Annotated in this window: 27 protein-coding genes; 17 read left to right on the top strand and 10 right to left on the bottom strand. The window is 63.2% G+C overall.

Annotation, left to right across the window (positions count from 1 at the left end; all coding sequences use genetic code 11):
- Positions 1–127 precede the first annotated feature (127 nt).
- Positions 128–625 carry an META domain-containing protein gene (locus tag QNA11_RS13240; RefSeq protein WP_283483384.1) on the bottom strand — a complete coding sequence of 166 codons (498 nt, stop codon included), beginning with the start codon at positions 623–625 and terminating at the stop codon, positions 128–130.
- A gap of 189 nt (positions 626–814) precedes the next feature.
- Positions 815–1,810, bottom strand: a complete 996-nt coding sequence (locus tag QNA11_RS13235) for a 2-hydroxyacid dehydrogenase (RefSeq protein ID WP_202070750.1) — start codon at positions 1,808–1,810, stop codon at positions 815–817.
- A 214-nt stretch (positions 1,811–2,024) separates the two neighbouring features.
- Between QNA11_RS13235 and QNA11_RS13230 the strand changes: the two genes are divergently transcribed.
- Positions 2,025–2,552, top strand: a complete 528-nt coding sequence (locus tag QNA11_RS13230; RefSeq protein ID WP_281930100.1) for an SH3 domain-containing protein — start codon at positions 2,025–2,027, stop codon at positions 2,550–2,552.
- Between the two features lie 169 nt (positions 2,553–2,721).
- Here the strand turns inward: QNA11_RS13230 and irrA are convergent, their stop codons facing one another.
- Positions 2,722–3,171: an iron response transcriptional regulator IrrA gene (gene irrA / locus QNA11_RS13225; RefSeq protein WP_202070748.1), complete on the bottom strand. Its 450-nt coding sequence runs from the start codon at positions 3,169–3,171 to the stop codon at positions 2,722–2,724.
- Between the two features lie 269 nt (positions 3,172–3,440).
- Between irrA and fabA the strand changes: the two genes are divergently transcribed.
- From fabA to QNA11_RS13200, 5 genes are all read left to right on the top strand, one after another.
- Positions 3,441–3,962, top strand: a complete 522-nt coding sequence (gene fabA / locus QNA11_RS13220) for a 3-hydroxyacyl-[acyl-carrier-protein] dehydratase FabA (RefSeq protein ID WP_202070747.1) — start codon at positions 3,441–3,443, stop codon at positions 3,960–3,962.
- A gap of 191 nt (positions 3,963–4,153) precedes the next feature.
- Complete coding sequence (gene fabB, locus QNA11_RS13215; RefSeq protein WP_202070746.1) at positions 4,154–5,377, top strand: beta-ketoacyl-ACP synthase I; 1,224 nt, start codon at positions 4,154–4,156, stop codon at positions 5,375–5,377.
- A gap of 226 nt (positions 5,378–5,603) precedes the next feature.
- Positions 5,604–5,942 carry a hypothetical protein gene (locus QNA11_RS13210; protein ID WP_283483383.1) on the top strand — a complete coding sequence of 113 codons (339 nt, stop codon included), beginning with the start codon at positions 5,604–5,606 and terminating at the stop codon, positions 5,940–5,942.
- Positions 5,943–6,022: 80 nt separating this feature from the next.
- A complete protein-coding gene (gene fabI / locus QNA11_RS13205; protein WP_283483382.1) occupies positions 6,023–6,832 on the top strand; it encodes an enoyl-ACP reductase FabI in 810 nt (269 codons plus the stop codon).
- A 79-nt stretch (positions 6,833–6,911) separates the two neighbouring features.
- A complete protein-coding gene (locus tag QNA11_RS13200) occupies positions 6,912–7,235 on the top strand; it encodes a c-type cytochrome (protein WP_283483381.1) in 324 nt (107 codons plus the stop codon).
- Positions 7,236–7,343: 108 nt separating this feature from the next.
- Here QNA11_RS13200 and QNA11_RS13195 read toward each other — a convergent pair whose 3' ends face one another.
- The 3 genes from QNA11_RS13195 to QNA11_RS13185 all read right to left on the bottom strand — a co-directional run bounded on the left by QNA11_RS13195 (position 7,344) and on the right by QNA11_RS13185 (position 9,237).
- A complete protein-coding gene (locus QNA11_RS13195; RefSeq protein WP_283483380.1) occupies positions 7,344–7,559 on the bottom strand; it encodes a SlyX family protein in 216 nt (71 codons plus the stop codon).
- Between the two features lie 109 nt (positions 7,560–7,668).
- Positions 7,669–8,484 carry an outer membrane protein gene (locus QNA11_RS13190; protein WP_283483379.1) on the bottom strand — a complete coding sequence of 272 codons (816 nt, stop codon included), beginning with the start codon at positions 8,482–8,484 and terminating at the stop codon, positions 7,669–7,671.
- A 183-nt stretch (positions 8,485–8,667) separates the two neighbouring features.
- Positions 8,668–9,237, bottom strand: coding sequence for a DUF4142 domain-containing protein (locus QNA11_RS13185; RefSeq protein WP_283483378.1), 570 nt, complete (start codon positions 9,235–9,237; stop codon positions 8,668–8,670).
- Between the two features lie 172 nt (positions 9,238–9,409).
- Between QNA11_RS13185 and QNA11_RS13180 the strand changes: the two genes are divergently transcribed.
- From QNA11_RS13180 to QNA11_RS13165, 4 genes are all read left to right on the top strand, one after another.
- Positions 9,410–9,754, top strand: coding sequence for an ArsR/SmtB family transcription factor (locus tag QNA11_RS13180; protein WP_202070739.1), 345 nt, complete (start codon positions 9,410–9,412; stop codon positions 9,752–9,754).
- A complete protein-coding gene (locus QNA11_RS13175; protein WP_283483377.1) occupies positions 9,738–10,634 on the top strand; it encodes an SRPBCC family protein in 897 nt (298 codons plus the stop codon). Before QNA11_RS13180 ends, QNA11_RS13175 begins: the two co-directional genes overlap by 17 nt.
- Positions 10,635–10,865: 231 nt before the next feature.
- Positions 10,866–11,279, top strand: a complete 414-nt coding sequence (locus tag QNA11_RS13170) for a VOC family protein (RefSeq protein WP_283483376.1) — start codon at positions 10,866–10,868, stop codon at positions 11,277–11,279.
- A gap of 15 nt (positions 11,280–11,294) precedes the next feature.
- On the top strand, positions 11,295–11,771 hold the full coding sequence (locus tag QNA11_RS13165; protein WP_202070736.1) for a VOC family protein: 477 nt from the start codon (positions 11,295–11,297) through the stop codon (positions 11,769–11,771).
- 47 nt (positions 11,772–11,818) lie between these two features.
- Here the strand turns inward: QNA11_RS13165 and QNA11_RS13160 are convergent, their stop codons facing one another.
- Complete coding sequence (locus tag QNA11_RS13160) at positions 11,819–12,241, bottom strand: cupin domain-containing protein (RefSeq protein ID WP_281930116.1); 423 nt, start codon at positions 12,239–12,241, stop codon at positions 11,819–11,821.
- 185 nt (positions 12,242–12,426) lie between these two features.
- Between QNA11_RS13160 and QNA11_RS13155 the strand changes: the two genes are divergently transcribed.
- The 3 genes from QNA11_RS13155 to QNA11_RS13145 all read left to right on the top strand — a co-directional run bounded on the left by QNA11_RS13155 (position 12,427) and on the right by QNA11_RS13145 (position 13,331).
- Positions 12,427–12,678 carry a hypothetical protein gene (locus QNA11_RS13155; RefSeq protein ID WP_202070734.1) on the top strand — a complete coding sequence of 84 codons (252 nt, stop codon included), beginning with the start codon at positions 12,427–12,429 and terminating at the stop codon, positions 12,676–12,678.
- Between the two features lie 111 nt (positions 12,679–12,789).
- Positions 12,790–13,008, top strand: coding sequence for a hypothetical protein (locus tag QNA11_RS13150; protein WP_283483375.1), 219 nt, complete (start codon positions 12,790–12,792; stop codon positions 13,006–13,008).
- An 86-nt stretch (positions 13,009–13,094) separates the two neighbouring features.
- Complete coding sequence (locus tag QNA11_RS13145) at positions 13,095–13,331, top strand: hypothetical protein (RefSeq protein WP_202070733.1); 237 nt, start codon at positions 13,095–13,097, stop codon at positions 13,329–13,331.
- A 78-nt stretch (positions 13,332–13,409) separates the two neighbouring features.
- Here QNA11_RS13145 and QNA11_RS13140 read toward each other — a convergent pair whose 3' ends face one another.
- Complete coding sequence (locus tag QNA11_RS13140) at positions 13,410–13,730, bottom strand: hypothetical protein (protein ID WP_283483374.1); 321 nt, start codon at positions 13,728–13,730, stop codon at positions 13,410–13,412.
- Positions 13,731–13,894: 164 nt separating this feature from the next.
- Between QNA11_RS13140 and QNA11_RS13135 the strand changes: the two genes are divergently transcribed.
- The 3 genes from QNA11_RS13135 to QNA11_RS13125 all read left to right on the top strand — a co-directional run bounded on the left by QNA11_RS13135 (position 13,895) and on the right by QNA11_RS13125 (position 17,719).
- Positions 13,895–15,496, top strand: a complete 1,602-nt coding sequence (locus tag QNA11_RS13135; RefSeq protein WP_283483373.1) for a SagB/ThcOx family dehydrogenase — start codon at positions 13,895–13,897, stop codon at positions 15,494–15,496.
- Positions 15,493–17,202 carry an AAA family ATPase gene (locus QNA11_RS13130; RefSeq protein ID WP_283483372.1) on the top strand — a complete coding sequence of 570 codons (1,710 nt, stop codon included), beginning with the start codon at positions 15,493–15,495 and terminating at the stop codon, positions 17,200–17,202. The genes QNA11_RS13135 and QNA11_RS13130 overlap by 4 nt, the downstream gene beginning before the upstream one ends.
- A 238-nt stretch (positions 17,203–17,440) precedes the next feature.
- Positions 17,441–17,719, top strand: a complete 279-nt coding sequence (locus tag QNA11_RS13125; RefSeq protein ID WP_202070729.1) for a hypothetical protein — start codon at positions 17,441–17,443, stop codon at positions 17,717–17,719.
- A 43-nt stretch (positions 17,720–17,762) separates the two neighbouring features.
- Here QNA11_RS13125 and QNA11_RS13120 read toward each other — a convergent pair whose 3' ends face one another.
- Entirely contained in the window at positions 17,763–19,139 is a 1,377-nt protein-coding gene (locus QNA11_RS13120; protein WP_283483371.1) for an ATP-binding protein, read from the bottom strand.
- Positions 19,140–19,153: 14 nt separating this feature from the next.
- Entirely contained in the window at positions 19,154–19,873 is a 720-nt protein-coding gene (locus tag QNA11_RS13115) for a response regulator (RefSeq protein ID WP_202070727.1), read from the bottom strand.
- 443 nt (positions 19,874–20,316) lie between these two features.
- Here QNA11_RS13115 and QNA11_RS13110 point away from each other — a divergent pair, with 443 nt between their 5' ends.
- A complete protein-coding gene (locus QNA11_RS13110) occupies positions 20,317–21,969 on the top strand; it encodes a SulP family inorganic anion transporter (protein WP_283483370.1) in 1,653 nt (550 codons plus the stop codon).
- Positions 21,970–22,107 lie beyond the last annotated feature (138 nt).

The following is a 22,107-nucleotide window of genomic DNA, read 5'->3' as shown; positions in this document are numbered from 1 at the left end:
GCTCGCGAAGCGAGCGATTGGGAATCCAGAGCAGAACCAGCGCTTTTGTGGCTCTGGATTCCCCGTCGGGCTTTCAGCCCGCCGGGAATGACAAGTCCCCATGCGAGCTATTCAACCGGAAACAGTCTTACAGGGAGCGTTCGAACTTCAGCACGCCGCCCTTGAAACCCTTGAGCGTGAGCGTGTCGCCCTTCACGTCCCAGTAAGGGCCGGAGAGCAGCACGCCCCAATAGTCGCGCTCGATGCCGGCGAGCGCGCCGTCGCATTGGCGTTCGTTGGTGGCGGGCATGGCGCGCGGGCCGAGGCGGTCCGGGCCGATGACGAAGACGCCCGACCAGTTCTTGCAGCCCGAAAAGCCATTGGCGCGGCCGGTCGAGTCGATGTTGATCCACATCTCCACGGGCGGCGCCTTGCCGTTGATTTCCTTCAGCGTGAAATTGCGGTTGTGCGGGAAGGGAACGTAACGCGGAATGCCGCCCGAATCCTTGCCGCCGTCCTCGCCGCCCTGCTGCTGTTCCTGCGCCTGGCCGTCGGCGGCGGGCTTGGCGCGTTTCTTGGCCTCGGCCGGCGCCGTGATCATCGCGACGCACAGAGCAGCCGCGAGGATCGAGAATAGCTTGTTCATGTAAGTCCCCTCCCTTGCGCGCTCCGCTCGCTCAGCTCGTGCAAGCGATACGAAGCGGCGCCGAATCAAAATGCCGAAGCGCTTCTCGCCGCAAAAGCGGAACGCGCTCTCAGGCGCTTGATTCGCATGCAAAAAAGCCCGAATCGCGGCGGCGCGCCGCGCGGCAAGGCTAAGACGCGATGGTTTTTATCACAACATGCTGGGCAGCACGCGGTCCGGCGGGCGGTGGCCGTCCATGAAGGTCTTGATATTGATGATGACCTTCTCGCCCATGTCGATGCGGCCCTCGATGGTCGCCGAGCCCATATGCGGCAAGAGCGTCACCTTGCCGCTCTGGGCGAGCTTGAGGAGCTTGGGCGACACGGCGGGCTCATGTTCGAAGACGTCGAGGCCGGCGCCGGCCATTTCATTGGCCTCCAGCATGCGCACCAGCGCGTTCTCGTCGACGATTTCGCCGCGCGCAGTGTTCACCAGGATCGATTGCGGGCGCAGATATTTGAGCCGGCGCGCCGAGAGCAGATGATAGGTCGCCGGCGTGTGCGGGCAGTGGACCGAGACGACATCGACGCGCGCCAGCATCTGGTCGAGCGACTCCCAATAGGTCGCCTCGAGCTGCTCCTCGATCTCCACCGGGACGCGGCGGCGGTTGTGGTAATGGATCGAGAGGCCGAAGGCCTTGGCGCGCCGCGCCAGCGCCTGACCGATGCGGCCCATGCCGACGATGCCCAGCCGCTTGCCGGTGATGCGGTGGCCGAGCATCCAGGTCGGCGACCAGCCGGTCCAGGCGGCTTCGGGGATCGCCCGCGCGCCTTCGACCAGCCGCCGCGCGACCGCGAGAATCAGCGCCATGGTCATGTCGGCGGTGTCCTCGGTGAGGACGCCCGGCGTGTTGGTGACGGTGATCGAGCGTCCGAGCGCCGAGGCGACGTCGATATTATCGACGCCATTCCCGAAATTGGCGATGAGCTTCATCTGCTCGCCCGCCTGCGAGATGAGGCTCGAATCGATGCGGTCGGTGATGGTCGGCACCAGCACTTCGGCCGTGCGCATGGCCTCGGCCAGCTCCTCATGGGTGAGCGGCTTGTCGGTCTCGTTGAGCCGGGTGTCGAAGAGCTCGCACATGCGGGTCTCGATGACTTCGGGCAGACGTCGCGTCACGATTACGAGCGGCTTCTTCTTCGGCATGGTTGCGCTTCGTCCCTTCGGCTCGCCCGGATGGCTTCGTGGCAAAAACTCGAAAACTTGCTAAAAGCGTCGAGACCTCGGCCCTTGCGTCGGCGCGCCGGTTTCAACCCGGTCTTAACGATGGCAGGCGACAAAACGACGATGCCGCCCGGCGCCTGCTTTTTCGTTCCTAGCAGATGGCGGGCCAAAGACAAGACGAGCGATCATCCCCATCATGCGGCAGCAAAAAAGCAGGATTTCAATCGGCCTATTCGCGGCTTTCAGCTTGATTGCGCTCCATTTTCCGCCTTTCGCGCGAGCGCAGGAGCCGCAGCTCGGCCCGGTGAGCAAATTGCCTATTCCCCGATATGTCAGCCTCAAATCGGATCGCGTCAATCTCCGCGAGGGGCCGAGCAAGGAGCACCCGACGCTCTGGATCTATCAGCGCGCCGGACTGCCCGTCGAGATTACCGCGGAATTCGAGACCTGGCGCAAGATTCGTGATTCGGAAGGCACGGAAGGCTGGGTGCTGCATTCGCTGCTCTCGGGCCGCCGCACGGCGCTGGTTGCGCCCTGGAAAAAGGAGCCGCAGCTTTTGATGGCGTCCAACCATTCGACGCCGGTGGCCAAGCTGGGCCCGGGGGTGATTGGCAATTTGAGGGGCTGCGACGGCAAATGGTGCCGAATCGCGGGCAAGGAATTCGATGGGTATATCCAGCAGGAAAATTTGTGGGGGGTGTATCCGGGGGAGAAGGTCGAGTAGCGGCGCCGCCCTTATCCGACCCTCGCTGACGCGAGGGCCACCTTCTCCCGTGAACGGGAGAAGGAATCGCGTTGAAACTTTGTGATTGAAAAACCTCGGGGTTCTCCCTTCTCCCGCATGCGGGAGAAGGTGGCCCCTGCGTTAGCAGGGGTCGGATGAGGGCGCAGCCCTACCCCTCCCGCCGCAGCCGCACCACCACATCGACGCGATCGATCCGCAGCCCCTTGGGCGGCGTCGGCAGATTCGCCACCGCGACATTGGAGCCGGAAATATCGTACAGCTCGCCGTCTTCCTCGATGAGAAAGTGGTGGTGGTCGCTCACATTGGTGTCGAAATAAACCCGCGCGCCGTCGACGGCGATCTCGCGCAGGAGGCCGGCGTCGGTGAACTGGTGGAGCGTATTATAGACGGTCGCGAGCGAGACCGAGAGATTGGCCGCGACCGCCTCGTCGAAGAGGCGTTCGGCGGTCACATGGCGGTCGCAGCCGCGAAAGAGCAGCTCGCCGAGCGCGACGCGTTGCCGGGTCGGACGCAATCCCGCGGCGACCAGCATGTCGTGGACGGGCTTGCGGCGCTCGGGAAGGCCGGGCGATATCGGTTGGTTGACGAAAGCGTCCATTGGCGGGCAGCCCATATTTTTCTTTGACCTATACCAAAAAAAACCGGAAGCCTCAACTTCGTCCCGCTTTTTCCTGCATCGCCCTCCGGCGCGAGCAGCCGCTTCCGGCGGGCGCGCGCCTATGTTACGGAACGCAGCCCTAGAAATCCGTCCCGCCGTCCTGCAGGGCGCGGGATGGCGAACAACAAGCGGGCGGCGCGCGCTCGATCAGAGGGGCCGCGCGAGGGGAACAGGGCCTGTCGAAAGGCTGCAGCGGAGGCGGAGAGATCATGAGCGAACGGCGCTCGTCATTTGGCTATGAGGATTTGTTGGCCTGCGGGCGCGAGGAGCTCTTCGGGCCCGGCAATGCGCAACTGCCGCTGCCGCCGATGTTGATGTTCGACCGCGTCACCGAGATTTTCGAGACCGGCGGCGAGCACGGCAATGGCTATATGCGCGCCGAGCTCGACGTCAAGCCGAGCCTCTGGTTCTTCGATTGCCACTTCAAGGGCAATCCAGTCATGCCCGGATGCTTGGGCCTCGACGCGCTGTGGCAGATGGTCGGCTTCTATCTCGCCTGGCTCGGCAATCCCGGCCGCGGCATGGCGCTCGGCGTCGGCGAGGTGAAATTCTCCGGCCAAGTGCGCCCGACCGTGAAGACCGTCACTTACGGCGTCGATCTCAAGCGCGTGCGCACGGGCAAGCTCGTGCTCGGCATGGCCGACGGCTGGGTGGCGGCGGACGGCCAGCGCATCTATGAGGCGAAGGACCTCAAGGTCGGCCTCGCCAACGCCCCGGCGCCGGCGGCGTGAGGCGATGCGGCCCATCCCTCGAGACGCCCGCTTCGCGGGCTCCTCAGGATGAGGTTGTCGTTTTAAACGAGAGTCGACGGTCCCCGCCGTTTTCCTCACCCTGAGGAGGCGGCGCGGCCGCCGTCTCGAAGGGCGAGGCAAACCGGCCCGGATCTAAAGGAAACGGCGTCAAGCCGCGCAGGGAGAGAGAAATGAGACGAGTCGTCGTCACCGGCATGGGCATCGTATCGTCGATCGGCAATACGACGCAGGAAGTGGTCGCCTCTCTGCGCGAGGCGCGCTCCGGCATCGTCCGCGCCGAAAAATATGCGGAGCTGGGCTTCCGTTGTCAGGTCTATGGCCTGCCGACGCTCGATCCCTCGACTGTGGTCGATCGCCGCGCCATGCGTTTCCACGCCACGGGCACCGCCTGGAACCACGTCGCCATGGATCAGGCGATCCTCGACTCCGGGCTCACCGAGGCGGATATCTCCAATGAGCGCACCGGCATCATCATGGGCTCGGGCGGCCCCTCGACCCGCACCGTCGTGGAGGCCGCGGACATCACCCGCGCCAAAGGCCCCAAGCGCGTCGGCCCCTTCGCCGTGCCGAAATGCATGTCCTCGACGGCTTCCGCCACGCTCGCCACATGGTTCAAGATCAAGGGCGTGAACTACTCGATCTCCTCGGCCTGCGCGACCTCGAACCATTGCATCGGCAACGCCTACGAGATGATCCAATACGGCAAGCAGGACGTGATGTTCGCCGGCGGTTGCGAGGAATTGGAGTGGGAGCTCTCCGTCCTCTTCGACGCCATGGGCGCCATGTCTTCCGCCTATAACGACCGCCCGGCGACCGCCTCGCGCGCCTACGATAAAAACCGCGACGGCTTCGTGATCGCCGGCGGTGCTGGCGTGCTGGTGCTGGAGGAATATGAGCGCGCCAAGGCCCGCGGCGCCAAGATTTACGCCGAGATCGCCGGCTATGGCGCGACCTCCGACGGCCACGACATGGTGGCGCCCTCGGGCGAAGGCGCGGTGCGCTGTATGAAACAGGCGCTCGCGACGGTTAAGTGCCCGATCGACTACATCAACCCGCACGCCACCGCGACGCCGGTCGGCGACGCCAAGGAGATCGAGGCGCTGCGCGAGGTCTTCGGCCGCGAGGACAAATGCCCGCCGATCGCCGCCACCAAGTCGCTCACCGGCCATTCGCTCGGCGCGACTGGCGTGCAGGAGTCGATCTATTCGCTGCTGATGATGCAGAACGGCTTTATCTGCGAGAGCGCCAATATTGAGGAGCTCGATCCCGAATTCGCCGACATGCCGATCCTGCGCCAGCGCCGCGACAATGTGAAGCTCGGCGCGGTTCTGTCGAACTCCTTCGGCTTCGGCGGCACCAACGCCACGCTGGTTTTCAAGCACCCCGATGCGTGAGGTGGTCTGGGTCGCCAAACCGGCGCCAGCCGACATACGGCAAGCTGAAATATATGGCGCCCAATACCTCCCCTTTACGGGGAGGTCGGCGGCCGTAGGCCGCCGGGTAGGGTTCGCGCCGCAACGACTGCGGTTGGGGTTTGACCCCACCCGACCCCGCTTACGCGGGGCCACCCTCCCCGTAAAGGGGAGGGATGAGCTCACGCCCAGCGGGATCGCGCTCATCATGGCGCTCGCCGCCGCCCTTCTCCCCGCGAGCGCGAGCGCTTTCGAAGGACGCTATGTCGCGGGCTCGAAATCCTATTCGCAGGACATCGAGATCAAGAAGAGTAGCGACGGCAGCTATAATGTCCGGGCCAGCGTAGCGTCGCAGGCTTGCACGGGGGATTTCGACGGCGCCGGCCCGGTTGCGGGCGACGTTCTCCGGGCGACCGCCGTCATGGCAGCAGACAAATGTACGCTGATCCTTCGCCGCACCAAGAAGGGCGTCAGCGTCGAGGAAGAAAACTGCCTGCCATTTCACGGCGCGGCCTGTGATTTTACCGGCGATTATCGCAAGCGCTAGCGCGCTTCAACGGTCAGCGATAAGACATCGCCAGTTCGAAAGCTGGCGCTTTCAGGCCTTTCGAGTAGAGAAAGAGCGAGATGACGGTTTCTACCGGTTTGATGCAGGGTAAGCGCGGGCTCGTGATGGGCGTCGCGAACGACCATTCGATTGCATATGGCATTGCCCGCGTGCTGGCGCGCCATGGGGCTGAGCTCGCCTTCACCTATCAGGGCGAGGCGCTCGGCAAGCGCGTGAAGCCGCTCGCCGAGGAGCTGGGCTCCAATCTCGTCCTGCCCTGCGACGTCGAGGATGTCGAAACCGTCGACGCGGTCTTCGCGCGGCTGGAGCAGGAATGGGGCGAGATGGACTTCCTCGTCCACTCCATCGCCTATTCCGACAAGAGCGAGCTGAAAGGCCTCTACGCCGACACTTCGCGCGAGAATTTCGTCCGCACCATGGTGATCTCCTGCTTCTCCTTCACGGAAGCGGCGAAGCGTGCGGCCCGCTTGATGAAGAACGGCGGCTCGATGGTGACGGTGAGCTTCGGCGGCGGCACCCATGTCATGCCGAACTATAATGTGATGGGCGTCGCCAAGGCCGCGCTCGACTCCAGCGTGCGCTATCTCGCCGCCGACTACGGCGACCGCGGCATCCGCGTGAATGCGCTGTCGCCCGGGCCGGTGCGCACCATGGCCGGCGCCGGCATCACCGGCGCGCGCGCCATGGGCGCCTTCCAGAAGCAGCATTGCCCCCTGCGGCGAATGATCACGCTCGATGAAATCGGCGGCTCGGCGCTTTATTTCCTATCGGAACTCTCGGGCGGCGTGACCGGCGAAATCCATCTCGTCGACGCCGGCTACAACATCATGCTGCAGCCGCGCCCGGAGGATTTGAACGGCGGCGAATAATTTGAAGCGCTTTCCGCCGAAGTGGCGGCCGGTTCGGCGAAAGGAAAGCGCGATATAATCGGGGGAAAAGGAGAGGAAAATGAGATTGGCGTTTCTGTCGGTTTTGCTTTTCCTCTCCGCAGCAACGGCGCCAGCTCTGGCTCAGGGCCCCGATGAGACCGTCGGCAAGCGCATCGCGCAGGACACCTGCGCCTCATGCCACGCCGTGACCGCCGACCCCGACGCGATCAGCCCCGACCCCAAGGCCCCGCGCTTCCTCGACGTCGCCAGAATGCCCTCGACGACGGAGCTGTCGCTGAAGGTGTTTTTGCGCTCCTCGCACCGGAACATGCCGAATTTCATCCTCTCGCCCGAGGAGATGGATTCGGTCACATGGTATATTTTGGGGCTGAGAAAGAAGTAGGCGCAAAGACGTCGGCGATGGTCAGCGCTCGACCCACGCCATGCGCCGAATGATCCCTAAAGAAGCCGGCATGAGCGCACACGAGCATTTAGATCGGCCTTCCGTCTCTTAGTAATGCGGGGGAGGCGGCTCGGGCGTTTCGCGGGGAGCGCCGATATTCTGAAATTCCTCACGCAACTGGGCGACTTGCCGCTCGAGAAGATCGATTTTGCGCCATTGTGAGGCGATGACGTCGCTCAGTTCGGCGATCGTTCTGTCTTGGTGGGCGATCAGCGTTTCCAGCGCGTCGAGGCGAGCTGCATAATCCAAAGGTTCGTCGCTCATGTCGAACTCCATTGCGTCTCGATGATTCTGACGAGTTTACAACGTCCCCAAACGAAAATGCCCGGCCGCCTGGGCCGGGCATTCTTTTTCGCGGACGGACCGAAGCGCCTCAATAGGAGGTCAGCGAGGGCGCGCCGCCGAGGTTGAAGTGATAATTCACGCCGGCGCGCACGACATTGTATTGCGTATGGCGGCGATCGGTCGCAGTGGCGGCCAACGCGCTTTGTGCGCCGCCGCTGTTGAGGTCGGTGAAGAGATACTCTCCCTTGGCCGACCAATTGGGCATGAACATCCATTCGGCGCCGCCGCCGGCCGTCCAGCCCGTGCGGGTGCTGCTCGCGCCCGTGAACTGGCTCTGAAGATTGCCATAGGCGAAGCCGCCCGTGCCATAGACCAGCAAAGTCGGCGCGACCAGGAGGCCGGCGCGGCCGCGCACCGTGCCGAACCAGTTGAGCGCAATGCCCCGGTTGCCGGCGGGCGATAGCGGAACCAAAAGAGCGCCACCCCCGGCCGGATCAGGATAAAGCGCGGTATTGGCGGCGCCGCCCGAGCGCATGCTCGTGCCCTGGAAATCCGTCTCGGCGCCAAGGACAAAGGAGCCGATCTGATAATTATAGCCCACCTGGCCGCCGCCGACGACGCCCCCCGTCGAATTGCCGCCCTTCGTATTCCCTGGCAGGAGGTAAGTGGCGCCGTTCACCGGGCTGCCATAGAGGGCGAAGTTGTTGGGATTGGCGCGGTTGGCGCTCCAGCCGCCGCCGAGGTTGAGGCCGCCATAGAAGCCGGTCCAGGTCATTATCGGTGGCGGCGGCGGGACATAGGCCGGCGGGGGCGGCGCCTTGCGCGAGGGAAGGTCGGCGGCGAAGGCCGAACCGCCCACCGCCGTCGCGATCATCGCAATCGCGGCGATTTTTCCCGTCTTCATTGTCATTCACTCCGTTACGCTTGCTCGACAGGCCTCGAACGTAACGGTCGACCCGGGGCAAAGTTGGGTGAGAAAATGTTCATATCTTGCAATGCTTTAGAGTTAGAGCGCGGGTGCGCCCGCCAGTAGAAAGGCGGGCCGTCGCCGACCCGCCTTCGCAAAACGCCCGATTTCGGCGCATGCTTACATGACGCCTTCCGGCCCCTTGAGCGACTCAGCGCGCTGCAAATGGCGTTCGAGGATCGCCACGGAGTTCTGGGCGAATTTCTTGAGGTCAGGATTATCTCCCGAGGCGGCGTAATCCTGGAACAGGCGGATCGCTTCCTGATGTCCCTGGATTTGCTGGGTCCGGAATTCGCGGTCGAAGGCTGCGCCTGTGGCCGATGAAAGCTGCTTGAGCTTCTGGGCGTGCTCGGCGTCGGCGGCGTTTGGAAGCTCCGCGCCGCGCGTGCTTCTCATGATGGACCTCAAATCATCCTGCATCTTCTGGTGGTCGTTGACGACCATCTTGGCAAAATCCTTGAACTCGGACTTTTGCGCCTTGTTCTCGGCCTCCTGGCCCGCCTGGATTTCAAAATTATTGATGTTCCACGCCTTGTTCAAAAACTCCTGGGTGGTGACGCGCTGCGATTGGGTCGTTCGCGCGCCGGTCGTCGGCGCTTCCCGCATTGGAGTCTGCGTGGATTGCTGCGCAAAGGCCGCCCCTTGCAGGGCAAGCGCAAGAAACACGCTCGTAGCGATGACAGGCCTCATCTCGATTGCTCCGTGACAGCGAGCCCCCAACCCTAACCCGCCCTCCCTGTCTTCGTTCCTGTCTGGCGCTGCGGGGCGGCGACTTTCCTTGCGTCGACGACGGGGCGCGGTTGACGCGCAATGAAAGGCGCGATATTTATAACTAATAGGTTATATAACTAGGCAAGAATACATGCAGGACCCGCTCAGCCTCACGCTTTCCGCTCTCGCTGATCCGACCCGCCGGGCGATCCTCGCGCGCCTCGCCCAAGGCGACGCGTCGGTCAACGAGCTTGCGGCGCCCTTTGCGATCAGCCAGCCGGCCATCTCGAAACATTTGAAGGTGCTGGAGCAGGCCGGGCTCATCAGCCGCGCTCGCAAGGCGCAGTTGCGGCCTTGCCGGCTCGAAGCGGCGCCGCTGCGCGATCTTGCAGGGTGGCTGGAGAGCTATCGGCGCTTCTGGGACCAAAGCTTCGACCGGCTCGACGTCTATTTGAAGGAATTACAGAAAGGCAACCCTGATGGACCGCGCAACTGACGATGTATTTTCGACGCTTGTCGTCTCGCGCCGCTTCGCCGCGCCGCCCGAGATCGTCTTCGACGCCTGGTTCGACGCCAAAGCCGTCGGCGCATGGCTTTTCGCGACTCCTGGCGGTCAATCGGCGCATGTCGAGATAGACGCGCGCGTCGGCGGCGGCTTTGCAATTCACGAGCAGCGCGGCGAGAGCCTTGCAACCCATTTCGGCGAATATCGGGAGATCGATCGCCCCCGTCGGATCGTCTTCGCTCTCGCCACTGACAAGGACGGCCCGCGCAGCCTCGTCACAGTGGAGATCGAGGCCGATGGCGCGGGGAGCCTTTTGACGCTCACCCATCGCGTGGAACGGGCGCCCATCGACGCCAGCATGCGTGCAGGATGGGAAAGCATTCTGGAAGGATTGGCGCGCGCGACCGGCGAAGCGGGCGCCGGCTATACGATTGTCATGCGCCGCACCTTCGATGCGCCCCGAGTCCTGGTGTGGAAAGCATGGACGGAAGCCGATCACTTGCTCCGCTGGATGTGCCCAGCCAATTTCAACGTGCTTTTCGCCGAGAATGAATTGCGCATCGGCGGCAAATGGCGGTCCGGCATGCGCTCGCCCGAAGGCGAAGACTTCATCCATTGCGGCGAATATATCGAAATAGAAAAGCCGTCGCGTCTCGTTTTTACCCATCGATGGGAGCGCAACAGTCTCGAGCCTCAGGCGAACACGATGATCACAGTCGTTCTCACCGAGCGTGACGGCAAGACCGACATGATCTTTATCCATGCTGGCCTCGCCACAGTGGAATCCGCTTGTTCGCATCAAAATGGCTGGACCGGCGCATTCGACTATCTGGCGCGACATTCGGCGCAGCTCGCGCAAGACAGCAATTGACCACGGCGAAGGTGCTTCGGCGTGAGCCGCCGCGGTTTAAGACGAGATCCGCTTGATTGGTTCCGATGTCATTCCCGAGGCTCGCAAAGCGAGCGATCGGGAATCCAGAGCAACACTAGCTACTATGGCTCTGGATTCCCGGTCGGGCTTTCAGCCCGCCGGGAATGACAAGGCCCGAACGGAAGCCGTTCAAGTGGAAACCTACTTATGTTTTGAACAAGGAGACATGTGATGGCTATCAATCCCTACCTTTATTTCGCGGGACGCGCCGAGGAGGCGATCGCCTTCTACCAAAAGGCGCTGGGCGCGGAGCTGACAATGCTCTTACGTTTCAAGGAGAGCCCCCAGCCTGCGCCAGAGGGCGTCATCGCGCCGGGGTGGGGCGAGAAGGTTATGCACGCTAATCTAAATGTCGGCGGCTCCAACCTGAGCCTCTCCGACGGTTGCGGTCCGGATAGCACGGGCTTCAAAGGCTTTAGTTTGACCTATACGGCGAAGGACGCCGCCGAGGCCGATCGCATATTTGCGGCGCTCGCGGATCAAGGCCAAACGAGAATGCCGCTCGGCCAGACTTTCTTTTCGCCGCGCTTCGGCATGGTCGAGGACCGGTTCGGCGTTCTGTGGAACGTGATCGTTGTGGCGTGACAATAGGAGGCGCGAATGGCTCAGAAGGTAAGGACCTGCCTCTGGTTCGATCACGAGGCCGAAGAAGCGGCGAACTTTTACGTGTCGCTTTTCCCGAACTCCCGCATCGTCGACATCGCGCACTATAACGAGGCCGGCCCCGGCAAGCCGGGGTCTGTCTTGATGGTGACCTTCCAACTTGCCGGCGTCGAATATCTGGCCTTGAACGGCGGCCCGATCTTCAAATTCACCGAAGCCATTTCGATTTCGGTGGACTGCGTCGATCAGGCGGAGGTGGACCGTTTATGGGAGAAGCTCGGAGAGGGCGGTTCCTATAGCCGCTGCGGTTGGCTCAAGGATCGCTACGGACTTTCGTGGCAGATCGCTCCCTCCCGGGTCGTCGAGCTGATCAGCGGCCCTGATAAAGCTGGCGCCAAGCGCGCCATGGAGGCGATGATGACCATGGCGAAGCTCGATATTGCGGCAGTCGAAGCGGCCTACAATCGTTCGTAGCTTCATGCTTGCGCCCTCGAACGCGTTCGAGGGCGCAAGCGCGCGGATCAATCCAACAGCTTCGCGAAATCGTCGATGGAAACCGACGCGACGATGTTCATTTGATCGTCGAGCAGTTCGTAAAGCGCGTCGTTTTCGCCATAGATGGTGAACATCACCACCACGTCCTGATCGCCCCCGCCTTCGCGGTGAGGATCATTGCTCGGCGGGCTCACAGTGTAGCGTCCGGCAGGGCGGATTTCCTTGAGCCTTCCGTCGGGATGATACAGACGGTGCTCTCCCTGGATAACGAAAGTCTTGTTCGTGGTCTTATGCCGATGCAGCACGATCTGCTGGTTCGCCGCGAATTTGAAAAGCACCTGGACGATTCTGTTCTTTGCGTCCACGTCGAGCACGGAAAGCCACAAATGCTCGACGTCGCCGAACCGTTCCCATCGGATATTGCTGTCATCGAATCCCAATTGCGCCACGGTATTTTCTCCCTTGGATGGCGTGCAAGACGGATCAGACCAAAGGAGCCCGCGCGCGAACACGGAGAAAAACCCTGTGAGGCCAGGGAAATTTGCCCGCTCCCGACTGCCCGCGCGATCAGGGACGACGCCGACGCGGCTGTGATAGAGTCGTGCTCCTGGAATTGTCGAGAGGACAGGAAAGCATGAGCCGGAAAGTGATCATCGCATCAGCGCTCGTCACAGGCGTGGCTCTCTGCGGCTCCGCGCTTGGCGAGGTTCGTTTCGGCAAACATGTTTACGTCGGCGGCCATGATTTTTCGAACCAGACCTTCGACCCAAAGCATCGCGCCGAAGTGCATCTTTACGACAATCAGCCCAAAAACGCGGGCTGTCATTGGCAAGCCGACGGCTCCGGTGGGCGCGTGAAGGTCTGTCGACTTCGAACTTTACATTGACCACGGGCAGGCAGCCACACGCCGCGCCCAGCTTGACAAGCGCCGACCGCGATCCAGTTCGCGTTTGTCGCGCCCTTTGATAGGGCCAGCTCCAACAGGGAAGCGGCTATCATGCGCAAGCTTGTCTTGTTCTCCATTTTATTGGGTCTCGTCGCCTTGGATCCAGCGCTCGCACAGGGCACGAAAAAACAGCGGTCAGCGTGTGAGCGCGACTCTCACAAACTCTGCGCCGAGGCGGAGCCTGACGCGCTCGCCGTGGAGAAATGCCTCAAGGCGCATATGAGCGCGCTGTCGCGGGGGTGCCAGCGTCAGTTCAAGAGCCGGGGTTGAGGCTGAAGGAACAAGGGCCTCCCGCAGTGGTTTGTCGTCATCCGCTCGCGCGGCGGGCGGATCGACGGCTTTAAAGGGAGAAACCCATGCGCTCTTACATCCTTGCAATATGTACGGCGGCCTTCTTTAGCTTGCCTGCTGCGGCGATTCCGAGTGATGCGGGCGCCGACGCGTCGCTTCTGCAAGTCCAGTATCGGCAGTATCATCAGCGCTGGGGGTATGGCCCCAACTGCCGCGAGCTTCGGCGCGCCTGCATGTATAAGCGCGAACTCGGCGAAGAAGGCATGGGCAATTGCCAGCGCTATCGCGAGCTTTGTCGATAACGGCGTCGGCGCGGGCCGTCGGAAGCGGTCGGCCCGCGCCTTTTTTATCGGATAAACTCTGAGGCGTTTGGAGCCTTCTTAGCCGGACGACGCTTGTCTGAGTTGCTCTGCAAGCGCGAGGGTCTCCGGCCAAGCGAGCCGCGCCTCCACGCAGCCCTCGGCGCGGACGACGATGCCGTCCTGCTCGACGCTCGCCTCGAAGTCGTGATCGCTGGCGATCGGGCTCATGAAAATCTGCCGCTCGTCGCTCGCGCCTTGCGCCACCGCTTTGAGCGCCCGCGCCACGATCGCCGCCTCCTGCAGGGTGAAGCGGCGCGCCGGTTGGGCGGCGAGGCGCAATGTCGCTAAAACGCCAAACGCGTGGTGACGATCGACAACGAGGCTGAAACTTTCCGACATGGCGGGCCGCCTCCCAGGCGGAGGAATCTCTAATCCACTGATTTTCATCCGTTTTGGCGCGGGCCTCGGGCGGGCGCCCTTCTTGAATAAGAGGGGCGCCTCTTCACGAGAGAACCGCGCGCGATGCAGAACAAATTTCGTGCCCCGCAGAGCCGGCGTCCGCGATGAACGCTTATTCCGACGCGCTTCCCGCCGATATTCGCGGCTATCACCTCCGCACCAAGCACGCGCCCAACCGTTATGCGCTCGGCCCGGCTTTTCTGGATTGGACCTCGCAGCCCTCGCCCTTCCGGCGCTTCGAAGGGGCGCGGCTGATCGAGCTGCCGTTGAGCCGCGGGCCGGAGACGCCGTTCCCCGGTCCGGCGCGCGACCCGGCGCCCCTCGACGCCGCCGCGCTCGGCCTCTTCCTCGAGCTGGCCTTCGGCCTCAGCGCGTGGAAGACCGCCGAAGGGTCGACCTGGGCGGTGCGCAACAACCCGTCCTCCGGCAATCTGCATCCGACGGAAGCCTATATTCTGGCGAATGCGCTCGCGGGCCTGAGCGAAACCGCGGGTCTCTATCACTATGCGCCGCAGGAGCATGGGCTCGAAGAGCGCGCGCATTACGCTGCGGCGCAGGCCGTCCCTGTCGGCGGCTTCCTTCTGGCGCTCAGCGCCATTCCGTGGCGCGAGTGCTGGAAATATGGCGAGCGCGCTTTTCGTTACTGCCAGCTCGACGCCGGGCACGCCATCGGCGCGGCAGCGCAAGCCTGCGCGGGCCTCGGATGGCGCGCGCATGTTTTCGCGGCGCCTTCCGATGACGAGATTGCCGCGCTGATCGGGCTCGATCGAGCGGATGCTTTTCACCGGCGTGAGGAAGAACACCCCGACGTCCTGCTCTGGATCGCGACCGATGGCGCGCCGCCGCCTGTAATCGACCTTGCCGCCTTGCGGGCGGAGCCGCGCACATTCCACGGCGCCGCCAATCGCCTCAGCGAGGATCATGATGGTTGGCCGCTCGTCGATCGCGCTGTCCGTCTTTGCCACAAGGCGGGTTCGGCCGCGCCGGAGCCGCCGCCCGTGCTGCCGGCCCCGTCGATCGATGGCCCGGCGATCGGCGAGGTGGTGCGCCGGCGTCGCAGCGTTCAGCGCATGGATGGCGTCTCGACCCTGCCGCTCGAAACCTTCCGCCTCACGCTCGCCGCGACGCTGCCCGGCGCCGAGCCGCTGATGAGCGCCTTTCCCTTTCCGCCGCGCCTGTTGCTCGTCTTTTACGTCCATCGCGTCGAGGGGTTGGAGCCGGGCCTGTATCTCCTCGCGCGCGACGCGGAGATGGCGGCGCGGCTGCGCGCGGCCAGCCACGCCGATTTCGAATGGGCGCCTGTCGATCTCTTGGGCGTTCCGCTGTTTCGCTTGCGCGCCGGCGCGCATGAACGCGAAGCGACGAAATTCGCCTGCCTCCAGCCGATCGCGGGCAAGGGCTGCTTCGCCGTCGCAATGATCGCCGATTTCGACCGCGCGCTTACAGAGGAAGGCGCCTTCGCCTATCGGCGTCTCCATTGGGAGGCGGGGCTGATCGGACAGGTTTTCTATCTCTGGGCGACGGCCGCCGGGCTCGCGGGCACAGGCATCGGCTGCTTCTTCGACGACGAGGTCCACGCCATGCTCGGCCTTCCGGCGGGCGAGACGCAATTCCAGGACGTCTATCACTTCACGGTCGGCGGGGCCGTCGAAGACACGCGCATTCTGACCCTTCCTCCCTATCCCGAAGAGCGGCGCCGGCCATGAATATCGAAATCGAAAGAAGCCATGTCGAAGCTTTGATGGCGCGCTTTCCGGCGCAGGCGGGGCTCGCGAGCCAATTGCGCTTCAGCGACAGAGTCGAGGTCGATCTCAGCCATCTCACGAGCGAGGAGCTGGATTTTCTCGAAGAGCGCTACAAGGAGTCGGGCCCCGAGCTGCGCGCCCGCGCGGCGCAGCTTTCCACCTTGCGCGCCGCGCTGGTCTCGCAGGACAAGCGTTTCCAAAACGGCGAACTCGAGGACGTCCTGCCGGCGCTGGTGCGTTATCTGACCACCGATCCGATCTACGGCTGGCTCTTTACGGCGAGCATCGCGTCGAAGCCGCTGCCCTATCTCATCATGCGGATCGATTATGTGCCGGCCTCCAACGACGAGGCTGGCAAGATTCTCATCGAGCTGAAGGCGAACGCCAAGGGAACATTGCAGTCGAACGTCATCCGCATCATGGCGGCCGACATCGTGGGGCGAACGATCAGCGAGATACTCGCCGCCAGAGGCTTCCTGCGCGAGACGGCGGAGCTGATCGAAGCCTTCGAGTCCTCTACCGAAACTTATTTCGAATGGCGCGGCCGCTACGGCCAGCAGTTCAGCGGCAAGGGCGTCGGCTTTCACGCCGAAGACCCCAACGCCACCCATCGCGACACCGATTGGGCGCGCAAGGATATTATCGTTCTCTCGACCAGCGGCGGCGAGGCGCGGCTCGTGAACGACGAAGGCGTGCTGACCAACCGCAGCCTCACGCTGGAGGCGCCGGGCGACATCCTCGGGCATTTCCTGCGCAAGGCCGGCAAGAGCAATCGTTTCGCGGCCGAGGACGAAATCGCCGAACTGCGCGCGCAGATTCCGGAAGGGCTCTTCACCCGCATTCCGGTGCATCCTTACATACTCATGTTCCACCTCGACCTGCATCACCATCTCTGGGTGCATGTCGACGAGATGCGGCCCTATCAATATCAACCGGCGCTGAAGCAAAAGCTCGTCCTGCCGCCCGAGCAGACCGATCTCATCGACATTCTCACGGCCGAGATGGACGTGCTGATGGATGACATCGTTCAGGGCAAATCGGGCGGCACCACTGTGCTCTGCGCGGGGCCGCCCGGCGTCGGCAAGACGCTGACCGCGGAGGTCTATTCCGAGATCATCCAGCGTCCGCTCTACCGCGTGCATTCCGGCCAGCTCGGCCTCAATGTCGCGGCGATGGAAACCTCGCTGAAGGAAATCCTCACCCGCGCGCAGCGCTGGGGCGCGGTGATGCTGATCGACGAGGCGGATGTCTATATCAAGCGTCGCGACGACAATATGGCGATGAACGCCGTCGTCGGCGTCTTCCTGCGCGTGCTCGAATATTTCAACGGCCTGCTGTTCCTCACGACCAATCGCGTCGACGACATAGATGAGGCGATCGTCTCGCGCTGCATCGCGCTCATCCGCTATTATCCGCCGGACGCCGACGCCAAACGCCGCATATGGCGGGTCATGGCGGAGCAGTTCGGGCTTGCGGTCGACGATGCGCTGATCGACGATCTTGTGCGCGTCTTCCCGCAGGCGACGGGCCGCGACATCAAGGGCCTCGCCAAGCTTGTCGCCAAATTCTGCCACCAGAAGAGCGTGCCGCCTGATCTGAGCGCTTTCCAGCGCTGCGCCATCTTCCGGGGTCTGGATATGGCGCCGCTCGACGCCAAGGCGGCCTGAGCGGCTGCGCCAGCGCGCCGCGTCCATCCGTCGCGCCCTCGCCTCGCACGCTCGCCAATGGCCTCTGTGGGTTTCCGCTTGGCGGGGCCTGCTCGCTCTGGCGCTCGATGCCTGCTGCGCGATCGAGCCCACGCAGCAATCAAGCGGAAATAAAGCAAGTCAGCGCTTCGCTTGCCGAAAGGGTAGCCCCGCTTACTTGCCCGTGTTCCGGCGGCGCCGGATGATCACGGAGGAGACGATGAACAGAAAACTGCTTGCGGCGGCGCTCGTCGCGCCGATATTGGCCTGGGCTCCCGCTTCGGCTTTGGCGCATGGATGCGCTTCGAAGCATCACTATCGCCATCATACGAAGGCGACTGGCGGCGAGACTTACGGCAGCAGCAAGTCGATGCAGAAGAAGGGCTCGACTTCCAGCAATCCGAGTTCGCGCTCGCAAGATCTCAACCAGGGCGCCCCGAGTGGTTCGACTGCGCCGAGCGGCTCGTCGGGCTCACCGAACAAGGGGCAGGGAATCTGAGGCGCCGTGGCGGCAGGAACGGCGAGGGCGCCGTTCCTGCCGTTCAAGCTTCGTCGCCGCTGGCGCGCGGAAGCGTGACGCGGACGACGAGCCCGTTCGGCTCGCGATCCAGTAAAGAGACGGTTCCGCCGTGGCGTTCGACCAGAGAACGCACGATCGACAGGCCCAGGCCGAATCCGCTGTGGCTGTCCATCGTGCGCCCCGGCTCGCCGCGCACGAAGGGCTCGAAAACGGACGCCCTCTGGTCTTGCGGAATGCCCGGACCATCGTCGATGACGTCGACCTGGAGCTTGCCGGGCAGGGACTCGTCTATCCGGACGTCGACCACGCCGGCGTGATGGACAGCGTTCTCGACCAGATTGGTGAAAACCCGCTGCATGTCCGTCAGGGAGCCGATCATCATCTGGCGACCGCCGCCAGCGTAGGACACGTTGTAATTCATGTCGGCGAACTGATCCACGACGGTTTGCAGGACGCTGTCGAGGTCGATCAGCGAATAATCCGTCTTGTCGCTCTCGGCGCGCAGATACTGCAGGTTCTTGCGCAGCATGGCGTCCATGAGGTCGACGTCGCGCAGCATTTTCATTCGCAGATCGGCGTCGGCGATAAATTCGGCTCTCAGATTCAGCCGCGTGATGATGGTTCTCAGATCGTGGCTGACAGCCGCCAGCACGCGTGTCCGCGCCACGATCATCGCGGCGATCCGCTCCTGCATGCGGTTGATCGAGCGCGTCAGCTCGCGCACTTCGCTGGGGCCACGCTCGGGAAGCGCGCCTTCGCTGCTGTGCGAGCCGGGGAACTGCTCGGCGTGGCGCGCCAAAGTAATCAGCGGCTCGACAATGCCGTTCGACGCCCACAGCACGAGAACCGAGGTGCTGAGAAAAAACAAAATGGCCGACAGCGCCCATGGCGTCAGCAGGAAAGGCGTGCCGGGCTCCGGCTCCCAGAGCCATCGCCACACCGAGTGCGGCGGCTTGCGGTGCTGGGTAATGGAGATGAGCCCATAGCCGCCCTTGCGGAGCGCGACAGCCATAACGCCCTGCGCGCCGTCCTCATTGGGCGGCGCGGCGGCGTAAACCTCCGCCTCGGGCCACAGGTCGGTCCGGATCAGGCGGATTTCTTTTTTGAACTCCCTGTCGTCGGTCGTGACGGCCCGGGGCTTTTCCTTTTGCAAATGGATATTCGCGAAAGGCGCGGCCTGCGCGAATTCGGATAGCAACCCCTGACGCGCCTCGGCCGGCGCCGCGTCCAGCGCGAGAATGACGCTCGCGATGAAATCCGTCTGGTCGACAATGTGGCGCCGCCCTTCGACGTCGAGCACGTGGAAAGTAACCAGCACGATCGTCTGGAAGGTCACGATCGAGACAAGGATGAGCAGCGTGATTTGACCGGCAAGGCGGGCTGGGGCCAGGCGTCGCATGAAAGCCTTGATCTTCAAATCCGGGCGACGGGCGCGGAGAGCATGTAGCCCTCCGATCTCACCGTTTGGATGATAGCCGGGTTTTTGGGATCTTTCTCGAGCTTCTGTCTGAGCCGGCTGATCAGCACGTCGATGCTTCTCTCGAAGGGGCCGGCGGTGGGGCCATGGGTCATGTTGATGAGCTGATCGCGGGTCAGCACCCGGTTCGGGTTTTCGCAGAATGCGTGCAGGAGATCGAATTCCGCGCCGGTCATGGCGACCTTCATGCCGCTGGGCGAAACGACGTCGCGGGCGAGAAGATTAATGCGCCAGCCCAGGAACTGAAAGATTTGGTTCGAGGGGCCGGCCTCGACGCGGCTTTGCGGCCCGGTGCGGCGCAGCACGGCTCTGATGCGCGCGAGCAGCTCCCGGGAGTTGAAGGGCTTCACCACATAATCGTCGGCGCCTATCTCGAGCCCGAGGATCTTGTCGACGTCCTCTCCCTGGGCGGTGACGATGATGATCGGGATGTCATGCGCCGCCCGGACCCGCCGGCAAATGGAAAGACCATCCTCGCCCGGCAGATTGAGGTCGAGAATGAGAATATCGAAGTCGCCGGCGGCCAGTTTGGCGTCGACGGTTTCCCCGCTGGGGATGCGCGTGACCGCCATGCCGTTGTTTTCGAGGTATCTGGAAATCAGCTCCGCGATTTCCGCGTCGTCTTCGACGATGAGGACCGAACTGCGATTGCTCATGCTTCCAAGCGCCTCCGTCCATGTGCGCCTCTGTGTTCATGGCTATAGCGTGTCGCACCCGGATTGTCTGGGCTTCCGGAAGCGCGCCGGCTTTCCCGACATAGAGCGGAAACATTTTTCCGCAGTGCGAAAAACTATGGAAACAGCCGCTTGCAAGTGTAGCTGAGCCCTTGGAGGCCAATCGAGGAAAGCCAATGAAGCGAGACTTAGGCGCAGCAAAAGGCCGGCCCAGCCTTCATTTTAGACAAATCGCGGCTCTGCCGAAATAAGCGCCGTCCCGCCTGAAATATAATCTTGCCGGGTCCGTGAGCGGCGCCGGGCGCCCTCAGCCCCACCAAAAAGAGTGCAGACGGCCTCGGCGCCGAAAATGCCTTTGTCGCCCAAGGGGGACAGGGCCCAGGCTCTTTTTCCGGTCTTCATCTCCAGTTCGAGGATAACAGACGATGACCATCTCCTCGCCGGCTCATGACGCCTTGTCTCCCAAATCCGGGTTCGCCGGGCTCTTCGAAAGCTGGCGCTCCGACGTCGTTTCAGGCTTCCTGGTCTTCCTGATCGCCTTGCCCTTGTGCCTTGGCATCGCCATGGCCTCCGGCTTTCCGCCCCAGGCCGGCATCATCTCGGCCATCGTGGGCGGGCTTCTGGTGTCGCGCATCAACGGTTCTTTCGTCACGATCATGGGGCCGGCGGCCGGGCTCATCGTCGTCATCCTCGATTCCGTGACGGAGCTCGGCGAGGGCGACGCCATGGCGGGCTATCGCTACACGCTCGCCGCGATCTTCTTCGCCTCCTTGCTGCAAATCCTCATGGGCGTGATGAAGGCCGGCAAGATGAGCGCCTTCTTCCCCGCCTCGGCCGTGCACGGCATGCTGGCGGCGATCGGCATCATCATCATGGCCAAGCAAATTCACGTCATGCTCGGCGTGAAGCCGGATGCGCAGACGCTGTTCCAGACGATCGGCGCTATCCCGGCGAGCTTGCGGGACATGAACCCGGAGGTCGCCATCATCGGCTTTCTGGGCATCGGGATTTTGGCGCTCTGGACCCTGGTGCGGAACCCCAAGCTCAAGATGATCCCGGCGCCCTTGCTCGTCGTCCTGCTGGGCATGGCCCTGGCCAAATATTTCGACATCGAGGACGAGCACAAATACCTCTTCCTGCCGGACATGGTCTTCCTGCCGCACCATGAATTCACCATCGGCCCGAAGTTCCTCGTCACCTTGCCGGAGAATTTCCTGGCAGGCTTCGCCGCGCCCGACTTCGCCCGCGTCGGACATCTCGTCTTCTGGCAGCAGGTCGTCGCCATCGCGCTCGTCGGCAGCCTCGAGAGCCTGCTGAGCGCCGCTGCGGTCGACAAGCTCGATCCCTATAAGCGAACTTCCGACCTGAACCGCGACATCGCGGCGGTGGGCGTCGGCAACGCCATCTGCGGCCTGATCGGCGGCCTGCCGATGATCGCGGAAATCGTTCGCAGCTCCGCCAATGTCAACAACGGCGCGAAAACCGGCTGGGCCAATTTCTTCCACGGGCTCTTCCTGCTCGTCTTCGTCGCCCTGTTCCCGAAGCTGATCCACGAGATCCCGCTCGCGTCGCTGGCGGCGCTCCTGGTCTTCACGGGCTATCGGCTGGCCTCGCCTCACGAGTTCAAAAAGACGTTGGAGATTGGCTGGGACCAGTTGGGCGTCTTTGTCGTCACCATCGTCGGCGTGCTGGCGACCGACCTTCTCATCGGCGTCGCCATCGGCGTCCTGGCGGAGCTGGCCTTCCATTTCTGGCGCAGCATCCATTGGCCGGATGTCATCAAGCTCAGCCGCTCGATCGAAGAGAAGACGCCGGGCGTCTACCATGTGCAAGTCGCGGGCGCGGCCTTCTTCGGCAATTATCTCGCGCTCAAGAACGACCTCACCGCGATCCCGCTGGGCAAGACGGTCATCTTCGACCTCTCGGAGACGGCGACCGTCGACCACACGGTGATGGAAAATCTCCATCATTTCTGCGGGGATTACCACGGCAAGGGCGGTCATGCGGAAATCCGCGGGCTCGACCATCTCGTCCCGACCTCCGACCATCCTTTGGCGCCGCGCAGGCGCCCCGCCTAGCGCGCTTTTCCGCGCAGATTCAAAAAGCTGGAGCGCATTCTTTTCGCACAGGTCTGCAACTTTTGCGGAATGCGCTCTAAGGTCGCGCCGTATTCCGGCGAAATATCGCAGGGTGAGACGTTCTGCGGGATAGACTGC

This window comes from Methylocystis sp. JR02 (genome assembly GCF_030063565.1).
GTDB classification, from domain to species: Bacteria; Pseudomonadota; Alphaproteobacteria; order Rhizobiales; family Beijerinckiaceae; genus Methylocystis; species Methylocystis iwaonis.
Note: the sequence above shows the minus strand (reverse complement) of the source record. Positions and strands in the feature narration are given on the sequence as shown.